Annotated in this window: 16 protein-coding genes; 12 read left to right on the top strand and 4 right to left on the bottom strand. The window is 67.5% G+C overall.

Translation table 11 applies throughout. From position 1 onward, the window contains the following. The first annotated feature begins 15 nt into the window (after positions 1–15). The gene (locus tag O5K39_RS06345; RefSeq protein WP_271146431.1) at positions 16–1,689 is read left to right on the top strand and encodes a bifunctional diguanylate cyclase/phosphodiesterase; all 1,674 of its coding nucleotides are present in this window, start codon (positions 16–18) and stop codon (positions 1,687–1,689) included. Positions 1,690–1,699: 10 nt separating this feature from the next. Here the strand turns inward: O5K39_RS06345 and O5K39_RS06350 are convergent, their stop codons facing one another. Beyond that, positions 1,700–3,274 carry an SPASM domain-containing protein gene (locus O5K39_RS06350; protein WP_271146432.1) on the bottom strand — a complete coding sequence of 525 codons (1,575 nt, stop codon included), beginning with the start codon at positions 3,272–3,274 and terminating at the stop codon, positions 1,700–1,702. Positions 3,275–3,462: 188 nt separating this feature from the next. On the opposite strand from O5K39_RS06350, the gene O5K39_RS06355 reads away from it, so the two are divergent. Together O5K39_RS06355 and O5K39_RS06360 are read left to right on the top strand one after the other, a co-directional pair. Further along, complete coding sequence (locus O5K39_RS06355) at positions 3,463–4,416, top strand: alpha/beta hydrolase (RefSeq protein WP_271146433.1); 954 nt, start codon at positions 3,463–3,465, stop codon at positions 4,414–4,416. Between the two features lie 3 nt (positions 4,417–4,419). Next, a complete protein-coding gene (locus tag O5K39_RS06360; protein ID WP_271146434.1) occupies positions 4,420–5,043 on the top strand; it encodes a class I SAM-dependent methyltransferase in 624 nt (207 codons plus the stop codon). 6 nt (positions 5,044–5,049) lie between these two features. On the opposite strand, the gene O5K39_RS06365 is transcribed toward O5K39_RS06360, so the two are convergent. Then, the gene (locus O5K39_RS06365; RefSeq protein ID WP_271146435.1) at positions 5,050–5,355 is read right to left on the bottom strand and encodes a hypothetical protein; all 306 of its coding nucleotides are present in this window, start codon (positions 5,353–5,355) and stop codon (positions 5,050–5,052) included. Positions 5,356–5,525: 170 nt separating this feature from the next. On the opposite strand from O5K39_RS06365, the gene O5K39_RS06370 reads away from it, so the two are divergent. The 3 genes from O5K39_RS06370 to O5K39_RS06380 all read left to right on the top strand — a co-directional run bounded on the left by O5K39_RS06370 (position 5,526) and on the right by O5K39_RS06380 (position 8,946). Then, positions 5,526–5,774 (top strand): hypothetical protein, encoded by a 249-nt coding sequence (locus O5K39_RS06370; protein ID WP_271146436.1) that lies wholly within the window; start codon positions 5,526–5,528, stop codon positions 5,772–5,774. 92 nt (positions 5,775–5,866) lie between these two features. Further along, positions 5,867–6,721 (top strand): DUF6065 family protein, encoded by an 855-nt coding sequence (locus O5K39_RS06375; protein WP_271146437.1) that lies wholly within the window; start codon positions 5,867–5,869, stop codon positions 6,719–6,721. Between the two features lie 140 nt (positions 6,722–6,861). Beyond that, entirely contained in the window at positions 6,862–8,946 is a 2,085-nt protein-coding gene (locus O5K39_RS06380; protein ID WP_271146438.1) for a PBP1A family penicillin-binding protein, read from the top strand. A 13-nt stretch (positions 8,947–8,959) separates the two neighbouring features. Here O5K39_RS06380 and O5K39_RS06385 read toward each other — a convergent pair whose 3' ends face one another. Further along, positions 8,960–10,219 (bottom strand): YihY/virulence factor BrkB family protein, encoded by a 1,260-nt coding sequence (locus O5K39_RS06385; protein ID WP_271146439.1) that lies wholly within the window; start codon positions 10,217–10,219, stop codon positions 8,960–8,962. 55 nt (positions 10,220–10,274) lie between these two features. Between O5K39_RS06385 and O5K39_RS06390 the strand changes: the two genes are divergently transcribed. The 6 genes from O5K39_RS06390 (at position 10,275) to O5K39_RS06415 (ending at position 16,148) form a co-directional block, all read left to right on the top strand. Continuing rightward, on the top strand, positions 10,275–11,165 hold the full coding sequence (locus tag O5K39_RS06390) for a hypothetical protein (RefSeq protein WP_271146440.1): 891 nt from the start codon (positions 10,275–10,277) through the stop codon (positions 11,163–11,165). After that, entirely contained in the window at positions 11,162–11,944 is a 783-nt protein-coding gene (locus tag O5K39_RS06395) for an MOSC N-terminal beta barrel domain-containing protein (RefSeq protein WP_271146441.1), read from the top strand. Before O5K39_RS06390 ends, O5K39_RS06395 begins: the two co-directional genes overlap by 4 nt. Next, positions 11,941–12,825: a peptide chain release factor N(5)-glutamine methyltransferase gene (gene prmC / locus O5K39_RS06400; protein ID WP_271146442.1), complete on the top strand. Its 885-nt coding sequence runs from the start codon at positions 11,941–11,943 to the stop codon at positions 12,823–12,825. Before O5K39_RS06395 ends, prmC begins: the two co-directional genes overlap by 4 nt. A gap of 482 nt (positions 12,826–13,307) precedes the next feature. Continuing rightward, positions 13,308–14,426 (top strand): DUF4167 domain-containing protein, encoded by a 1,119-nt coding sequence (locus tag O5K39_RS06405; RefSeq protein ID WP_271146443.1) that lies wholly within the window; start codon positions 13,308–13,310, stop codon positions 14,424–14,426. A 96-nt stretch (positions 14,427–14,522) separates the two neighbouring features. Next, complete coding sequence (locus O5K39_RS06410) at positions 14,523–15,680, top strand: zinc-dependent alcohol dehydrogenase (protein WP_271146444.1); 1,158 nt, start codon at positions 14,523–14,525, stop codon at positions 15,678–15,680. Positions 15,681–15,788: 108 nt separating this feature from the next. Next, a complete protein-coding gene (locus tag O5K39_RS06415) occupies positions 15,789–16,148 on the top strand; it encodes a hypothetical protein (protein ID WP_271146445.1) in 360 nt (119 codons plus the stop codon). A 2-nt stretch (positions 16,149–16,150) separates the two neighbouring features. On the opposite strand, the gene O5K39_RS06420 is transcribed toward O5K39_RS06415, so the two are convergent. Further along, positions 16,151–16,492, bottom strand: a complete 342-nt coding sequence (locus tag O5K39_RS06420) for a GIY-YIG nuclease family protein (RefSeq protein ID WP_271146446.1) — start codon at positions 16,490–16,492, stop codon at positions 16,151–16,153. Positions 16,493–16,575: the final 83 nt, after the last annotated feature.

Consider the following 16,575-nt stretch of genomic DNA (forward strand, 5'->3'; position numbering starts at 1 on the left):
GGATACCGCCCCGTCGTGAACGCCACGCGCTCCAGAACCCTGGCTTGGGACGCGACGACGGCGATCGAGGCCCTGGCCGCCGCCGACTCGGCGCTGTGGATCTGGACGCCGGCGCTGGACGAAATGCGGTTCACCGGATCGACCCGGCCGCTGGGACTGGGACCGCTGGCCCCCGAATGCTCGGCCGCCGCCTTCGTCGCCGTAACCCTGCCGCAGGACCGGTCGCTGGCCGAGGGCCTGCTGACGCCGCGCGAGGAGGGGACCGAGATCGCCGTGCGCCTGCGGATGCGCGGATCCGAGACCTGTCTGTGGCGGGGTGTCTGGCTGGAGGACGGCTTGCGGGCCGCGGGTCTGGTGGCGCTGGAGACCAAGTTTGCGGGCGCGCAGAAGGATCAACTGACCGGTCTGCTGGACCGGCGTGGCTTCCTGGCGCGGGCCGCCGACGTGCTGGCCGTACCCGGCGATTATGAGCTGGTGGTCGCCGACGTGGATCGTTTGCGGCGGCTGAACGAGGCGCTCGGCCATGAGCGGACCGATCTGGTGCTGTCGGCCCTGGGCTCGCGCCTGGCGGCGGCGTTTTCGGATCAGGCGTCCCCGGCGCGGATCGGCGAGGACGAGTTCGCGATCCTGCTGCCGCGCCCCGCCACGGGCAATGCGGCCGAACGGGTGCGCGAGGCGCTGGAGCAGCCGCTGAGGGTTGCGGGATTCGACATCTATCCGACCGTTTCGATCGGCTTCGTGTCCTGCGAAGGCGGTGCCGATGCGGCGGATGCGGCCGAACTGCTTCGCCGGGTCGAACTGGCGGTGGGCCAGGCCAAGGGCGCGGGGCGGTCGGGGGCGGCGGCCTATGGCCGGGCGCTTGAGAGCGATTCCCTCAGCCGGCTGGCACTGGAGGCGGACCTGAGGAACGCCTTCGTACGCGGCGAGATCGAGCCCTTTTTCCAGCCGATCGTGAACCTGAACACCGGGGCGGTGGCCGGGTTCGAGGCCCTGGCGCGGTGGCGGCATCCCAAGCGCGGCCTGGTCCCGCCCGACGAATTTCTGGGCCTGACCGAGGAAATGGGCCTGATGAACGATCTGGGCCTGATGATGATGACCCAGTCGGCGCGCCAGCTGTCGGACTGGCTGCGGCGGCATCCGCGCGCGGGCAAGCTGTTCTGTTCGGTCAATCTGTCGGTCGGCGAGATCGAGCGGCCCAACCTGATCGAGGACGTCGCCCGGGTCATCAGGGAGACCGGCCTGCCGCGCGGCGCCCTCAAGCTCGAGGTCACCGAGGGCGACATCATGCGCGATACCGAAAAGGCCGCGGTGATCCTGCAAAAGCTCAAGGACGTCGGGGCGTCGCTGGCGCTCGACGATTTCGGGACCGGCTTCTCGTCGCTGAGCTATCTGGCGCGGCTGCCGTTCGATACGCTGAAGATCGACCGCTATTTCGTGCTGACCATGGACAAGGACGAGGGCTCGGCCAAGATCGTCAAGTCGGTCGTCAACCTGGGTCGCGACCTGAACCTGGAAGTCGTCGCCGAGGGCGTGGAGAACGCCTCTCTGGCCAAGCTTCTGCTCGACGCCAGCTGCCACTATGGCCAGGGCTTCGGCTATGCACCCGCGCTTCCGGCCCAGGAGGCCGAGGTCTATCTGAACGAAAGCCTGTCGGACGGGACAGCGCCGCTGAAGCAGCGGTCGGCCTGACCGGCGGCCTCTACCAGTCGATCAGGGGCGCGCGCGTTTCGTAGCGGAACGCGTCAAGCCGGCGCTGCTCGTCCGGCGTGACCTCGGCGTAGGTCTGCCAGATGGGCAGGCCCTCGGCCTGTTCGTCGTCCTCGAGCATCAGGACGCCGAGACAGCGGGTGTCCCAGCCGTCGGTCATTTCCGTCGGGTTCCAGTCGTCGAGCGTGAACAGTTCGACCGTGATCGTCTCCGCCGTGCCGTCCGGCACGATCAGGGAAATACTGTGCCAGCCGTCGGGCGCGACCGGGACCTTGAGCCTTTGCCAGGGCGTCACGACGAAGACGTGGGTCGTGTGAACGTCGGAACCGGGTCGGTTGGTCATGAAGGCGATCCGCGCCGTGCCGTTGCGGACGCGAACGGTCTTTCGCGCCTGCCAACTGGTCCAGCGCAACCTCTCATCGGGTGAGCCCTCAATGTGATAGACCCCGTCGTCGTTGGGTGCCGGCGGGCAGTGCTGCGTATAGCCGAAGGCGTTGTCGATGTGGGCCCGGTAGCGCGAGAACATCGGGCCGCCGCGCGCGAACCGCGTCGAGATGGCGGTCAGGGGCACATGGGTCAGGTGAAGGCGGAACTCGTCGACGCCGTAGTCCTCGGCCAGACGCAGCGCCTCTTCGACCTCGGCCTCGGTATCGTTCCAGTCGAAGACCAGATAGCGCCACTGGACCCGGGGCGTGGTCACGCCGAGCTCGCGTCGCGCCTGAAGCAGATTGGCCATGCCCTTCATCGCCAAGTCGAGCCTGCCGCCCACGTGATAGCGGGCGTAGGCCTCCTGGGTCACGCCGCTGATGGTGAACTGGATGAAGTCTAGCGCGCCGGCCGCCACGACCTTTCGCGCGCGATCCAGGTTCGACAGGGGGATGCCGTTGGTCGTGGTGTTGACCCGCGCCTGGGGATTGGTGCGCTGGATATGTTCCAGCATGTCGGCGGCCTGGACGTTCACGAATGGGTCGCCGTAGTTGAAGAAGAAGACGTGGCTGAGCGAGCCCTCCAGATCGTCCATCACCGAGGCGAAGGCGTCCAGGTCGAGGAAGTCGGAATCGCGGGTCTTGATGTCCCGGTCGTTGTTCGGCTTGCAGGCCGGCTGGTCGCAACGCAGGTTGCAGCGGACGGTGGTCTCGACCACCAGGGTGGTGGGGCGCGCGGGCCGTTCGGGCAGGGTGTCGGGCGCGTCCTCGGCGACCGCCTGTGACAGGTTGCATTCGGTGCAGCGACGCCCCTTCCACAGGCGGGCCTGAAGGGTTTCGTATTCGGGATTGGCCCAGATCTCGGCCAGGGACTGGCGATAGATGTTGCCGAAGCTGCGTCGGCTGTGCGGATCGTCGAGGCCGCAGGTGACGTTGCCGTCCGACTGGATCGACAGACCGCCCTCGATCCAGGAACGCCGATAGCGACCGCCGTCGGGCTCGGTCATCAGGCAGCTGGGGTCGGTGTGCTTGCGGTTGTAGTTCCAGGGGCCGTCAAGCGGTGCCGGGGGCGGGGAAATCTCTTGAGCCGTTGAGGTCTTTCGCCGGGGCAGGGTGAGGGTTCGCCAGGACAGAAGACTCATTCGAACACACGTTACTCCACCAGAAGTCGAGTGTGTGCGCCGGTCCGGCGGGGGTCAACGCCCGACCCGCGATCCGGACGGGACCAACGAAAAATTGACCGGTCCCTATTCCGCCCGCATCCAATCGCATTAACTGCGACGACTAGGAGGAAACGGCGCGATCGTCGCCGATCCGAGGGACAACGACCATGAATGCGCAACTGCTTACCGGCCTGATCGCCGCCGTCGGCCTGCTGGCCAACCTGGCCATGGGTAGCGGTGTCGCCGCCCAGGACGGGCATGCGGCCCATGCCGAACCGGCCGACCACGGCCACCACCACGTCGATTTCGACTCCGACCGGATGCACGTCCGCGTCGATGGCGCCGAGGGCGGCAAGGACATCATCCTGATCCCCGGCCTGAGTTCCTCGCCCGAGGTCTGGGACGGGACGGTCGAGCATCTCGGGAACGGCTGGCGGGTGCACCGCATCCACATCCAGGGCTTCGCCGGGGCTCCGGCCGAGGGCAATGCGACCGGGCCGGTCGCCGCGCCGGTGGCTGAGGAGATTGCGCGCTATATCACCGAACAGGGGCTGGATAAGCCCGCCGTCGTCGGCCATTCGATGGGCGGGACGATCGGGATGATGCTGGCGGCGCGCCATCCGGCCCTGGTCGGCAAGCTGATGGTCGTGGACATGGTGCCCTTCATGGGGGCGATGTTCGGCCCGCCCGGTGCCACGGCCGAAAGCGTCGCGCCCATCGCCGAGCAGGTCTATCAGGGCATGGCCAACAGCCCGGCCGACGCCTATCGCACCCAGGCCGTGGCTTCCGTCACCGGCATGATCGCGACCGAATCCAAGCGCGCCGGTCCGATCGAGGACACGATCAACAGCGACCAGCAGGTCTCGTCCTCGGCCTTCCGCGAACTGATCCTGACCGACCTGCGGTCCGAACTGTCGAAGATCACGGCCCCGACCGAGGTGGTCTATGTGAAGTTCAACGATCCGCGCATGACGCCCGAGATCACCGACGCCATCTATCAGGCCTCGTTCGCGAGCCTGCCCGGCGTGACGCTGAAGCGGATCGACGACGCGGCCCACTTCGTCTTCCTGGACCAGCCGGACCGGTTCAACGCCGAACTGGACGCCTTCCTGGCAAAATAGGCGATGCGCCACTCGGCCGCAGACCGGATCATCGGCCTGTATTCCGAGAAGGCCGCAGGCTGGATCGAAGACCGCGCGCCTGTCCTGGGCCAGTGCGGCGGAACCGGCCTGGACGAGGCCGGGTGGCTTGCGAAGTTCATGGCGTGTCTGCCATCGGGGGCGAGGGTACTCGACGTCGGGTGCGGGTCGGGATGGCCGGTGGCAGCTGCGCTGCTGGAGCACGGGTTTCGCGTCACGGGGGTCGATCCCGTACCAGGCCTGCTTGATCATGCGGCGCAGACTCTGCCGGCCGGAGAATGGATCGTGGGCGATATGCGGACGCTGGAGTTGGGGCGGACGTTCGACGGCGTTCTGGCCTGGTTCAGCCTGTTCCACCTGACGCCCGAGGACCAGAGGATCGCCCTGCCGCGCATCCTGGCTCACGTCGTGCCGGGTGGTGTGATCATGTTCCCCACTGGATCGGCCGAGGGCGTGCAGATCGGGCAGTGGCGCGGCGAGCCCCTGTATCACGGCAGTCTGGGCGCGCAGGAGTACCGCGCGATCCTGAACGGGAACGGGTTCGTGGAGATTGGCGACGCCACGGATCAGCGGCCACCGGGTCTCGTATGGCTGGCCCGGCGGGTCTGAGCGCGATCAGGCCGGCTGGCTGAGGGTGTCGGCGACGCCGTTGAGGAAACTCTGGCGCTTGGCCAGGACGTCGGCTTCCTCGACCAGACGGCCCCGGTTCGGCGTCGACGGGCGGCGGGCCTCGTCGCGCAGGCGGGTGACCAGGGCCTCCAGATGGCCGGCACCCTTGCGCGCGTCCATCACGGCGGCGTGGGTCCGGGCCTCGGCGATGCGGCGGGGCAGCATGTCGGCGTCGTCGGGGCGGAGTTCGGCGCGGACGGCCAGACGGGCGAAATCGTTGGCGTACAGCCGGACGTAGCTCTCTTCGATCATGGGGTCGTTTCGGTCAGGCGGCCAAACCGGAGCGGATCGACCGCCTCGAACGGGCGGTTCGCTCTCGGCGGCCGGGGCTACATATGGTGACGATTGCGCCGATTGCGAGGGGCGCAGGTGAATGCGGCGTTCGCCCTTGACCCCGCCGCCGGATACGCCTCCAAGCCCGCATGGCCATCGAAACCGTGCACATCGTCCAAGCCTATGTTCAGGGCCGCGGCAAGGGCCTGAAGGCCGAGCAGCAGATGGGTTGCAAGACGGCGGAAGAGGCGCGGCGCAAGGCCGAGCGGCTGGCCCCCTTGCGGCTGGGGGTCGTGGCGTTCTCGGCCTCGGCCGACACCGAGATGGGCGACTATGACGAGAACCCGACGATCCTGTTCAAGTCGGGTCAGCTGCCGCCGCCGTGGAACGAGGACTGACGCCCCTTCGGTATAGACCTGCGCCGCGTCGCTCTTACGAGTGTCTTGGGCCCATGGCATAAGGCCGCGTCGGTAGCGAGTGAGGGCGCGGTATGAGGAAGCGGCTGAAGGGATCGGCGCCCGAGCGTCCCCGGGGCACCCCCGTCCGGGCCGCCGAGACCGATCTGATCTGCTATGTCCGCCAGGGCTGGGCCCCGCGCATCGCCCCGGCGTCGGCGCGTCGCGACTGGATGAATGACACACCCGAAAGCTTTGCCTATCGCTGCCTGCCGCTGGCCATCGCCAATGCGCATGGCTGGGAGGTGCTGAGCCCCTGCGGATTCTCCGCGCGCTGGCATGGCGGGGTGGACGCCAGTTCGGTCGAGATCGTGCTCGACAAGGGGGCGGACCCCAAGTCGGCACCCCATTCCCTGTTCGGCAGCGGGACCATCACCTTCCACGTCGACGGGATCATGCGCACGTCCGAAGGCTGGAACCTGTGGGTCGGGGGGCCGCCCAACGCCATCAAGGATGGCATCGCGCCGCTCGGTGGTGTGATCGAGACCGACTGGTCGCCCTATACCTTCACCATGAACTGGCGCTTCACCCGGCCCGACGTGTGGATCCGGTTCGAGGAGAACGAGCCCTTCTGCTTCTTCTTCCCGACCCCGCGCGGGGTGGTCGATCGGCTCAAGCCCGAACTGCGTCCGATGGAGGACGAGCCCGAACTGCTCAGGACCTTCGACGCCTGGAGCGCCGCACGTCGGGCCTTTCAGGAATGGGTCAAGAAGGCCAAACCCTCGGCCCCCGCCGACCAGTGGCAGAAGCTCTACTATCGCGGCCTGCATCCCGCGGGGCAGCCGGGCGCGGCGGATCACGAGTCCAAGCTGCGGCTGTCGCCGTTCCGTCAGACGGGGTCCAGGCGAGTCTGTCCGGTGAGCCATGACGACGGCAAGCCGCGCGGCTGACCGATCGGTAACCCGCGCGCCATGGTTTGGGCCGATTGGGTCATCACGCTGGCGTGAGGTCTTCACGCGGCGTTCACCACAATGGGCGTTTTGGTGAGACGCGCGAACGGCTATGACGGCCGGGGTTTCTGAGGATGTCGATGGCCGGTCCGGGGTTCGGAAACAAGACTGCGAATGGCGGCGGGGGCGGACCCAAGCCCGCGCGCACCCGGCTGCAGCAGGTCGTCTACTGGGGATCGGTGCTGGCCGTCTGGGGGGTGATCTTCCTGGTGGTGTTCTTTGCCGTGTTCGCGCGGGGACTGCCTGACACCTCCAGCCTGTACAACGTCGATCGCCAGCCTTCGATCACCTATCTGGATCGCAACGGCGCCCTCATCGCGACACGGGGGACGCAGCAGGCACCGCCGGCCGATCTGGAGAGCCTGCCCGACTATGTGCCGGCCGCCTTTATCGCCATCGAGGACCGGCGGTTCTGGTGGCATCCGGGGTTCGATCCTATCGGCATGAGCCGGGCCATGGTGTCCAACATGCGGGCCGGGCGGATCGTCCAGGGCGGCTCGACCCTGACCCAGCAGCTGGCCAAGAACCTGTTCCTGACGCCCGACCAGAACATGCGGCGCAAGGTGCAGGAGCTGATGCTGGCCGTCTGGCTGGAGATGAAGTTCTCCAAGAAGGAGATCCTGGCCCTCTATCTGAACCGCGTCTATTTCGGTGCCGGGGCTTACGGGATCGAGGCGGCGTCGCAGCGGTATTTCGACAAGCCGGCCAAAAACCTGGCGGTCGGTGAGGCGGCGCTGCTGGCGGGGCTGCTCAAGGCTCCGTCACGCTACTCGCCGGTGTCCGAGAGTGAACGGGCGGCGACCCGGGCCACCGTGGTGCTGAACCAGATGCAGGAAACCGGCGTCATCACCGCCGCCCAGCGCGAGCAGGCGGTGCTGGAACCGGTGCGGGTGTCGCGGACGCTGGCCACCCAGCACGCCCAGTATTTCATCGACTGGCTGGACAAGGAAATCCGCGGCCTGGTCGGCGAACCGACCGAGGACATGGTCGTGGAGACGACGCTCGACCTGACTATCCAGACGGCGGCGGAGCGGGCCGTGAACCGCATCCTGGAGCGGGATGCGGGCAAGGGCGTGCAGCAGGCGGCCCTGGTGGCGCTGGACGGCGACGGCCGGGTGCGGGCCATGATCGGCGGCAAATCCTATGCCGACAGCCAGTTCAACCGGGCCGTCGATGCGCGGCGTCAGGCGGGGTCGTCGTGGAAGCCCTTCGTCTATCTGGCGGCGGTCGAGGCCGGCTATACGCCCCAGACGCCGGTGGTCGATGAGCCGATCCAGATCGGCACCTGGTCGCCCCGCAACTATTCCGGAAACTTCGGTGGGCCGACGACCCTGGGCGCGGCGCTGCAGAACTCGACCAATACGGTGGCGGCCTATGTCGCCGACCAGATCGGGCGCGACGCGGTCAGCCGGGCAGCGCGTCGGCTCGGGATCACCTCACGGATCGGGCTTGAGCCTGCCATGGCGCTGGGGACCACCGACGTGTCGCCGATCGAGATGGCGACGGCCTATGACGCCTTCGCCAACGGCGGGCGGCGGGTCGAGGCCTACGGCATCAACCGCATCCGGACGCCTTCTGGACGGGTGATCTACAACCGCTCGGCGCGCGAGGGCATTGGGGCCCAGGCGATCAACAATCCGGCGCTGTATTATATGAATCAGATGCTGCGCGGGGTGATCGCGGGCGGGACGGGGGCCTCGGCCGCCATTCCCGGGCGCGATCTGGCGGGCAAGACGGGCACCACCTCGGACTACAAGGACGCCTGGTTCGTCGGCTATACCGGCGGCTTCGTGGCGGCGGTCTGGGTCGGCAAGGACGACGCTACCCCCATGCGCGGCGTGACCGGCGGCGGGGCCCCGGCCGCGATCTGGAAGGGCTTCATGACGGCCGCCCTGCCGCGACTGAACGCCCCGGCCATCCCCAACGGACCGGCCATGCCCGAGGGCTGGATCGCGCCCGATCCGGTCGGCGACCTGATGGGCAATATCGAGGACCCTTACGCGACCGGCGAGGCCGCCGATCCCAATGCCGGGGTGTTCGACGACCCGACCGCGCCGCAGCCGAGGCTGGAGGTCACACCGCCGTCGCGCCGCATCGACCCGCCGGACCAGCGGCCGGAGCCGGATGCCCCGCCGGAGAAGCGCAGCGACCCGCTGTTCTTCTGAGTGGCCCCGGAGGTCAGGTCGTGGTCTTGCCGCCTGACGCCTTGACCTTTCGCTTGGTCAGGCGATCGGCGACGGCCTCGGTGTGCTTCAGGGTGAAGGCCAGGGCCGCCGGGTTGCCGCGACGGGCCCCGACGCTGTCGGCCACCAGGGCACCGCGTTCGCCCAGGGGTTTGGGTGCGCCGGTGGTGGTGTCGACGGCCGTCTGATGCTCGATCTCGGCATTGACCTCGGCCCCCATCAGGATGATCTGCACCGTGATCCAGATCCACAGCAGAAAGCCCATGAAGGCCGCCAGGGGCCCGTAGGAATCGGTCCTGACAAAGGTGGTCAGGTACCAGCTGAACAGGAAGGAGACGCTGAGGCTCAGGACCGCTGCAAACAGGGCCCCCGGCGTCAGCCAGCGCCACCGGGCCTTCTGGCGACAGGGCCCGAAGCGATAGATGACGGTCAGGGCCGTGACATAGACCAGGAACAGCACCGGCCAGCGCAGCCAGGCCAGATGGGCGAACTCATCCTCCAGGCCGAACACCGACAGGACGACGGGGACCCCGACGACCAGGGCGGCGGTCAGCAGCACGGACGCAAGACCCGTCAGGGTGAAGGCCAGACAGATCAGGTTGTAGCGGACGATGTTGCGTTTCTCGACCTCGTGATAGGCGACGTTCAGCCCATAGAAGAGCGTCTTGATCCCGCCGTTGGCCGTCCACAGCGACAGGCCGAAGGTCCAGATCAGGGTGAAGGTCAGCTGGGACGAGGTGTTGGACGCCAGCCGCTGCATCTCCCCACCCAGGAATCCGGCGACATTGGCGGGCAGGACCGAATAGAGGAATTGCAGCCGGCTCCAGGCGTCGGCCGGATCGGCGAACAAGCCATACAGGGTGACGAAGGCCGCCAGGGTCGGGAACAGGCTCAGCACCATGAAGAAGGTCACGCCCCCCGCCACGAACCCGACCCGATCCCCGAAATAAGCCCCCCCGACCCGCCAGCCGATATCGACCCAGCCCTTGTGCGGGATGTGCTCCGGCCGCGCCGCCAGACGTCCTCGACCCGGATCTCGGCGGTCGTGATCCTCGGGCGTCGGCGCAGGCGGTGTCAGGGCTTCGGGGCGTCGGGGTCTGAGCTCGATCCCGAACTTGTGCCCCTTGGCATACAGCAGATGCGCCGCCCCGGCCCCGGCGGCGAGCCCTGCGACCGCGGCACCGACGAAGCGCCAGAGGGTGGTGACGCCAACCGATGCCTTGCGGTTCCTGGTCGGCGGCGTAAGTCTGATCATGCCCGGCTAACGGTCGAGCTTGGCTGTCGTTCCAGCACGTGACGGGGAGGACCCGGTGTTTCGCTCGATCATCATCGCTTCAGCCCTCATGATGTCCGCGATCCCTGTTCCCCGAACCTCACCTTCCGGACTCGACCTGCAAGATCCTACGACCGGAGCCTGGTCGGAAGAGGCTTTTGATCGAGCGGTCGCCAAACCGGTCTCCGCATGGGCGCGCCAGGGACGGATTGAAGGAGACAGGCGTTTTGAAACACTTCTCGGAACCGTGGGGCAGGATCACACTGAGCGCACCCGGCTGCTCACCGCGTATGGAATGGCAATATTCGCGCGGGACGAGAAGGCTGCGAGCCTGCCCTATCTGAAGCGCGCGGCGACCGAAGCCAGAAGTGCCTTCACGCCGAATAGCCGCCAGCTCGCGATGGCGCTCGCCGACTACGCGACGGTCGAATTCGAGGTTCTGGGCGATGACGTCACGCCTGAGGCAGAGCAAATGACACGGGAGGCCTATGGTATCCGGATGCGAATCCTGGGTTTGCATCATGACGAGACCCGGTCATCGCGAGGAACTTTGAGCAGGATCGAAGAGCTACCGTCTCGCATCAGGGGCAATGCGGAGAAGCTCGCGGTCGTCTCGCGGCGATACGAGGCCCTCTTGGCGTCACCGTCTGGTCGGCTTCTGGAACCTTGGGAGGCCGAAAGTCTGCAAGATCAGTGGATCGACATGCTGATCGCGAACCGGCGGCCTGATCTGGCCTGCGCGGCCCTGGTCAGTCTCCAGTCCGGTCCCGGTCGAGCCGGAAGCCCCTGGCTTGGCCGAGTGATCGGTCAGAAACTTCAGGATGCGGGCTACACCCGTCAAGCGGAACCGCTGTTGGGTGCGGAACCGGACCTGGACATTCTGAAGGACACCAACATTCCGCCACCCGTCGTCAGGTGCGCCCCATGACCGCCCGCATCGCCGCCCTGTATCGCCACCCGGTCAAGGGGTTCACGCCTGAGCCGCTGGAGGCCGCCGTGCTGGAGGCCGACGGCTGGTTTCCGGGCGACCGGATCTGGGCGGTGGAGAACGGGGTGTCGGGGTTCGATCCGGCGGTCCCTGCGCATCTGCCCAAGCAGAAGTTCACGGTGCTGATGCGCCAGGCGATCCTGGCGCGGGTGCGAACGCGGTGGGATGAGGCGGCGAATGTGCTGCACGCGGAGATGGATTGCGAGCCCCTGGCCGTGCGGATGGACGATGCCGGCGACCGCGCCGAGTTCTGCGAGAGGCTGGCGGCGTTTCTGGGCGACGAGGCGACGGGGCCGCTCAGGCTGATCGAGGCCGGGCCGCGCCATCGGTTCATGGATTCGATGCGGGGCCGGGTGTCGGTGCTGAACCTGGCCAGTGTCCGCGATCTGGAACAACGGCTGGGGCGGCCGGTGGACCCCTTGCGGTTCCGGGCCAATGTCTGGGTCGAGGGCTGGCAGCCGTGGGCCGAGAACGGTTGGGGACGGCCGGACGCCGAAGCGGCGGGGCCGGTGCTGGGCCTCGGTGCGGTGACCCTGCGTGGCGACAAGCCGATCGTGCGCTGTGCCGCCACCGAGGTCGATCCGGCGACGGGGATGCGGGACATGGCGGTGGTCAAGAGCCTGCATGACCTCTACGGCCATGTGCTGACGGGCCTGTATTGTTCGATCGAAACGGGTGGTCGCATCGCGGTCGGTGATCCGGTAATCAGCCCGGCATGAGCGAACAGATCACCCTCGTTTCCGCATGGAAGTCGGCGCAGGCCCGGTTGAAGGCCGGCCGTATCGACAGCCCCTCCATCGACGCCCGCCTGTTGCTGGAGGCCGCGACCGGGGCCAGCCGGATGGACATCCTGACCGATCCCTATCGCGCCGTGACGGCCGAACAGGCGGAGGTGATGGACGGCTATGTCGAGCGGCGGCTGAGGCGGGAGCCGGTGTCGCGCATCCTGGGCCGCAAGGGGTTCTGGAAGATCATGCTGAACGTCACCCCCGACGTGCTCAGCCCCCGACCGGACACCGAGACCATCCTCGACATCGCCATGCTGGCGTTTGCACCGCATGAGGCCTTCAGCATGATCGACCTGGGGACCGGGTCGGGGGCTATCCTGCTGGCCGTGCTGGCGGAGCGTCCGGCGGCGTCCGGCGTCGGCACCGACATCTCGTCCGAGGCCCTGGCGGTGGCGAAGGAGAATGCGGCCAATCTCGATCTCGACGGTCGCGCCGCCTTCCTGAGGACCGAATGGGCGGCGGGATTCGGGGATCACAGCTTCGACTTCGTGGCGTCCAACCCGCCCTATATCCCGACCGACGACATCGCCGGCCTGGACCCCGAGGTGCGCGAGCACGATCCGATCCTGGCCCTGGACGGCGGGCCGGACGGGTTGCAGGCTTACCGCGACCTCGCCCCCGAGATCATGCGTATCTTGAAGCCCGGTGGGACCTTTGCCGTCGAGATCGGCTTCGATCAGGGCCCGCAGGTCAAGGCCCTGTTCGAGGCGGCCGGGTTCGAGGGGGTGATCGTCGTCAAGGATCTGGGCGACCGGCACCGGGTGGTGACGAACGGGCCGGACCCGAGGACGAATCCGATACCGAAGATGTAGTCTCCTCCCCGTCGCGCAGCGATGGGGAGGTGGATCGGAGGCCGCTTGGCCGACGAGACGGAGGGGGCGACTCGGTCTCCAGAGTTGGGGCTGTTGAATGACTCACCGTCGATAGCGTGTCGCCCCCTCCGTCACGGCGCTGAAGACGCGCCGCGACACCTCCCCATTCGCCAGGCGGCGAACGGGGAGGAGACCATGCCCTCGCGGCCCCTCACGATTACCCCTTGGAAATCAGCCCGGGCCACGCTAAGTCTTGCGTCGTCTCCCACCCAAACCGCACGCCTCGAACCGACCGCCGGTTCCAGTCACGCGCGCCGAGGGCTGTGATGGTCGGGCCGGTCGCCCGGCGGACCACGGGGCGGCGACGGATTTCCGATCACATCGTCAGCGGGGATGGGCCCCGAACGAGACGGAACGACGAAACGAACGGACCAGGACGCAGACGCGATCCGGTCGTTCCCTCGAAAGCACGGTATCGTCTCATGAGAGATTTCAAGGGCATGAAGCGTCAGCGCGGACGCAACAGGAAGCCCGGCGGCAATGGCCCGTCCAACGCCAACAACGCCAATCCGAACCGGTCCTGGGACTCGCAAGGGCCCGAGAACATCAAGGTCCGGGGCAATGCCCAGACGGTCTATGAGCGCTATCTCCAGCTGGGTCGCGACGCGACAGCGGGCGGCGACCGGGTCCTGGCCGAGAACTATCTGCAGCATGCCGAGCACTATTTCCGCGTCCTGAGGGCGCTTCAGCCGCAGCGGCCGGTGTCGGAGATCGCCGCGCGCGAACTGTCGAACCAGGGTTACGACATCGATTTTGAGGACGAGTCCGGGGCCCAAGCCGCCGCCTTCCTCGCCGCGCAACAGGCCGCCGACCGCGCCCAAAACAGTCAACAGGGCCAGGGTGGGCAGCAGGGCGGCTATCAGAACAACGACCGCACCGACGGCGAAGGCCAGCAGGCCCGCAACGAAGGTGGCCAGCAACGCGAATGGCGTGACCGCGACCAGAACCGGGATCGCGACCAGAATCGCGACCGCGACCAGAACCGTGACCGCGACTCCAACCGCGACCGTGACCAGCAGCCGCGCGCCGAGGGCGATGGCGGCGAAGAGGGCCAGACTGGCCAGGGTCCCCGCCGCGAGACCCGCCGCGAACGCTGGGAGCGTCGCCGTGAGGAACGCAACCGCCGCTTCGAGGCCGAAGGTGGCGTCGGCGAGGCTCCCGGCAACGCCCCCTATGACGACAGCCGCGAAGGCGGGCGCGACCGTGATCGTGACCGCGACGCCGGATCGACCCCGGCCGAAACGCCCGCGCCGATCGTGGCCGAATCTCCGGCCGAAGCCCTGGCCGGCACACCCTATGAACCCGCCGCCGACGATGCACGTCCGGCCCGCGCCGAGCGTCCGCGCCGGACGCGGATGCCGCGCGAGAATGACGGCGACGATGCGCCCTCGACCCTGCCCGGCTTCCTGACCCGGTCGTCGGCCCCGGCTCCGGCCGCTGCGCCGGTCGAGACCGCCGAAGCGGCCGTGGCTTCCGACGACGAAGCTCCGACGCCGAAGAAGCGCGCGCCCCGCAAGCCCAAGGTCGTCGCCGAGGACTGACGCCGAGGCCTGTCGCCGGGCGGGTCTGTCCCAAAGCCGACACAGGAACCGCCGGACTCCCCGCGCCTTTCCCCTCCTCATTCTGAGGAGATCGACATGAAGGCGTTGTGCTGGCACGGCAAGGGCGACATGCGTTGCGAAACCGTTCCGGATCCCGAGATCCAGGACGGCCACGACGCGATCATCAGGGTGACCTCCTGCGCCATCTGCGGGTCTGATCTGCACCTGTACGGCGGCTTCGTGCCGGGCATGAAGCCCGGCGACGTGATGGGCCACGAGACGATGGGCGAGGTCGTCGCCGTCGGCAAGGACAACCACAAGCTCAAGGTCGGCGACCGCGTCGTGGTGCCATTCACCATCAGCTGCGGCGAGTGCGACTATTGCCGGCGTGGTCTGTATTCCGTGTGCGAACGCTCCAATCCGAACGGGGCGGAACAGGCCAAGCAGATCGGCTATCCGACCGCCGGCCTGTTCGGATACACCCATATGTACGGCGGCTTTCCCGGCGGCCAGGCCGAATACCTGCGCGTTCCCTATGCCGACGTGGGGCCGATCAAGGTGCCCGAAGGGCTGAGCGACGATCAGGTCCTATTCCTGTCCGACATCTTCCCGACCGGCTGGATGGCCGCCGAGAACGCCAACATCCAGCCCGGCCAGACCGTGCTGGTGTTCGGCTGCGGCCCTGTCGGCCAGTTCGCCATCCGATCCGCCTTCATGATGGGCGCCGAGCGGGTCATCGCCATCGACCAGGTGCCGGAGCGCCTGCAGATGGCGCGGGATGCGGGGGCCGAGACCATCGACTTTTCCGAAGGCGATCTGCAGGAGCGGATCAAGACCATGACCTACGGCGTCGGCCCCGACGCGGTGATCGAGGCGGTCGGCCTGGAAAGCCACGGCTCGGGCAGCCTGATGGAAAAGGTCCAGGAGGCGGTCGCCGGCAAGATGGAACGTCCCTATGCCCTGAACGAGGCCATCATCGCCTGCCGTCCCGGCGGCACGATCAGCCTTCCCGGCGTCTTCGTCGGTGCCGTCCCGACCATGATGGGGGCCTTCGTCGGCAAGGGCCTGACCCTCAGGACCGGCCAGACCCATGTGCAGAAATACCTCGAACCCCTTATGCGGCGGATCGAGGAGGGCGAGATCGACCCCAGCTTCCTGATCACCCACAAGATCAAGCTGGAAGACGGCCCGGACGCCTACAAGATGTTCCAGGAAAAGAACGACGGCTGCATCAAGGTCGTCATCAACCCCTAAGGCCGAGGATGCCCGGCGGCGACGTGACCGGAGGCCCCCGTGGAGACGCGGGGGCCTTTGTTCGTTCGATGGGCAGAGGTATCGTCGGTGCAAACGCGGAGGGAGTGCATGAGCACCCGGGATCACTATCTGGCGGTCTTCACCTCGGACAAGACCGGGCCCCGGTGGCGAGAATGGTACGGGCTTACCGAGGCCGAGAAGACGGCGCGGCAGACGGCGGGTATCGCCGCCATCGCCGCCTGGGACGAGGCGCACCGCGACGTCATCGTCTGGCAGGGCGGCCCGCTGGGGCCGACGAAACGGATCACCGATGCGGGCGAGGTCACCGACGTCGTCAACCTGCTGACCGTCTATATTGTGGTACGCGCGGAGACGCACGAGGCGGCGGTGCGGCTGTTCGACGGCCACCCGCACATGTCGATCTTCGTCTGCGACGGGGTGGAGGTGATGCCGGTGCTGGGGGGATAGGGTCAGTCGTCCTCGGCGGGTGGAACCCAGTCCGGATCGTTGACCGGATACCAGTCCGCCGCGAGGTCCAGCCAGTCGGGGTTCGCATCCTCGATCAGCTTCAGCTTCCAGTCGCGCTTCCAGCCCTTGATCCGCTTCTCGCGAACGATCGCCTCGGTGACCAGGGCCTGTCGCTCGAACCAGACCAGTTGGGTGCAGCCCTTGATTCTCGAATGGCCGTCGAAGGCACCGTTCTTGTGCTTCCAGACCCGCGCCGTCAGGTTTGAGGTCATCCCGACATAGGTCGCGCCGTTGCGGCCGTTGGCCATGATGTAGGTCGCGATAAAGGTGCGATGGGTCGGCATCCGCACAACCTATGCTAATCCTCCCCTTTCGTGATTCCGGGCGAAGGCGCGCTTGCGCCGCAGACCCGGAACAAGGCGGCGCC

This window comes from Brevundimonas sp. NIBR10 (assembly GCF_027912515.1).
Classification (GTDB): domain Bacteria; phylum Pseudomonadota; class Alphaproteobacteria; order Caulobacterales; family Caulobacteraceae; genus Brevundimonas.

Coding starts and splice junctions, on each gene's coding strand:
- O5K39_RS06350 (WP_271146432.1), bottom strand. CDS start 3,274: ATGAGTCTTCTGTCCTGGCGAACCCTCACCCTGCCCCGGCGAAAGACC.
- O5K39_RS06355 (WP_271146433.1), top strand. CDS start 3,463: ATGAATGCGCAACTGCTTACCGGCCTGATCGCCGCCGTCGGCCTGCTG.
- O5K39_RS06360 (WP_271146434.1), top strand. CDS start 4,420: ATGCGCCACTCGGCCGCAGACCGGATCATCGGCCTGTATTCCGAGAAG.
- O5K39_RS06365 (WP_271146435.1), bottom strand. CDS start 5,355: ATGATCGAAGAGAGCTACGTCCGGCTGTACGCCAACGATTTCGCCCGT.
- O5K39_RS06370 (WP_271146436.1), top strand. CDS start 5,526: ATGGCCATCGAAACCGTGCACATCGTCCAAGCCTATGTTCAGGGCCGC.
- O5K39_RS06375 (WP_271146437.1), top strand. CDS start 5,867: ATGAGGAAGCGGCTGAAGGGATCGGCGCCCGAGCGTCCCCGGGGCACC.
- O5K39_RS06380 (WP_271146438.1), top strand. CDS start 6,862: ATGGCCGGTCCGGGGTTCGGAAACAAGACTGCGAATGGCGGCGGGGGC.
- O5K39_RS06385 (WP_271146439.1), bottom strand. CDS start 10,219: ATGATCAGACTTACGCCGCCGACCAGGAACCGCAAGGCATCGGTTGGC.
- O5K39_RS06395 (WP_271146441.1), top strand. CDS start 11,162: ATGACCGCCCGCATCGCCGCCCTGTATCGCCACCCGGTCAAGGGGTTC.
- prmC (WP_271146442.1), top strand. CDS start 11,941: ATGAGCGAACAGATCACCCTCGTTTCCGCATGGAAGTCGGCGCAGGCC.
- O5K39_RS06405 (WP_271146443.1), top strand. CDS start 13,308: ATGAGAGATTTCAAGGGCATGAAGCGTCAGCGCGGACGCAACAGGAAG.
- O5K39_RS06410 (WP_271146444.1), top strand. CDS start 14,523: ATGAAGGCGTTGTGCTGGCACGGCAAGGGCGACATGCGTTGCGAAACC.
- O5K39_RS06415 (WP_271146445.1), top strand. CDS start 15,789: ATGAGCACCCGGGATCACTATCTGGCGGTCTTCACCTCGGACAAGACC.
- O5K39_RS06420 (WP_271146446.1), bottom strand. CDS start 16,492: ATGCCGACCCATCGCACCTTTATCGCGACCTACATCATGGCCAACGGC.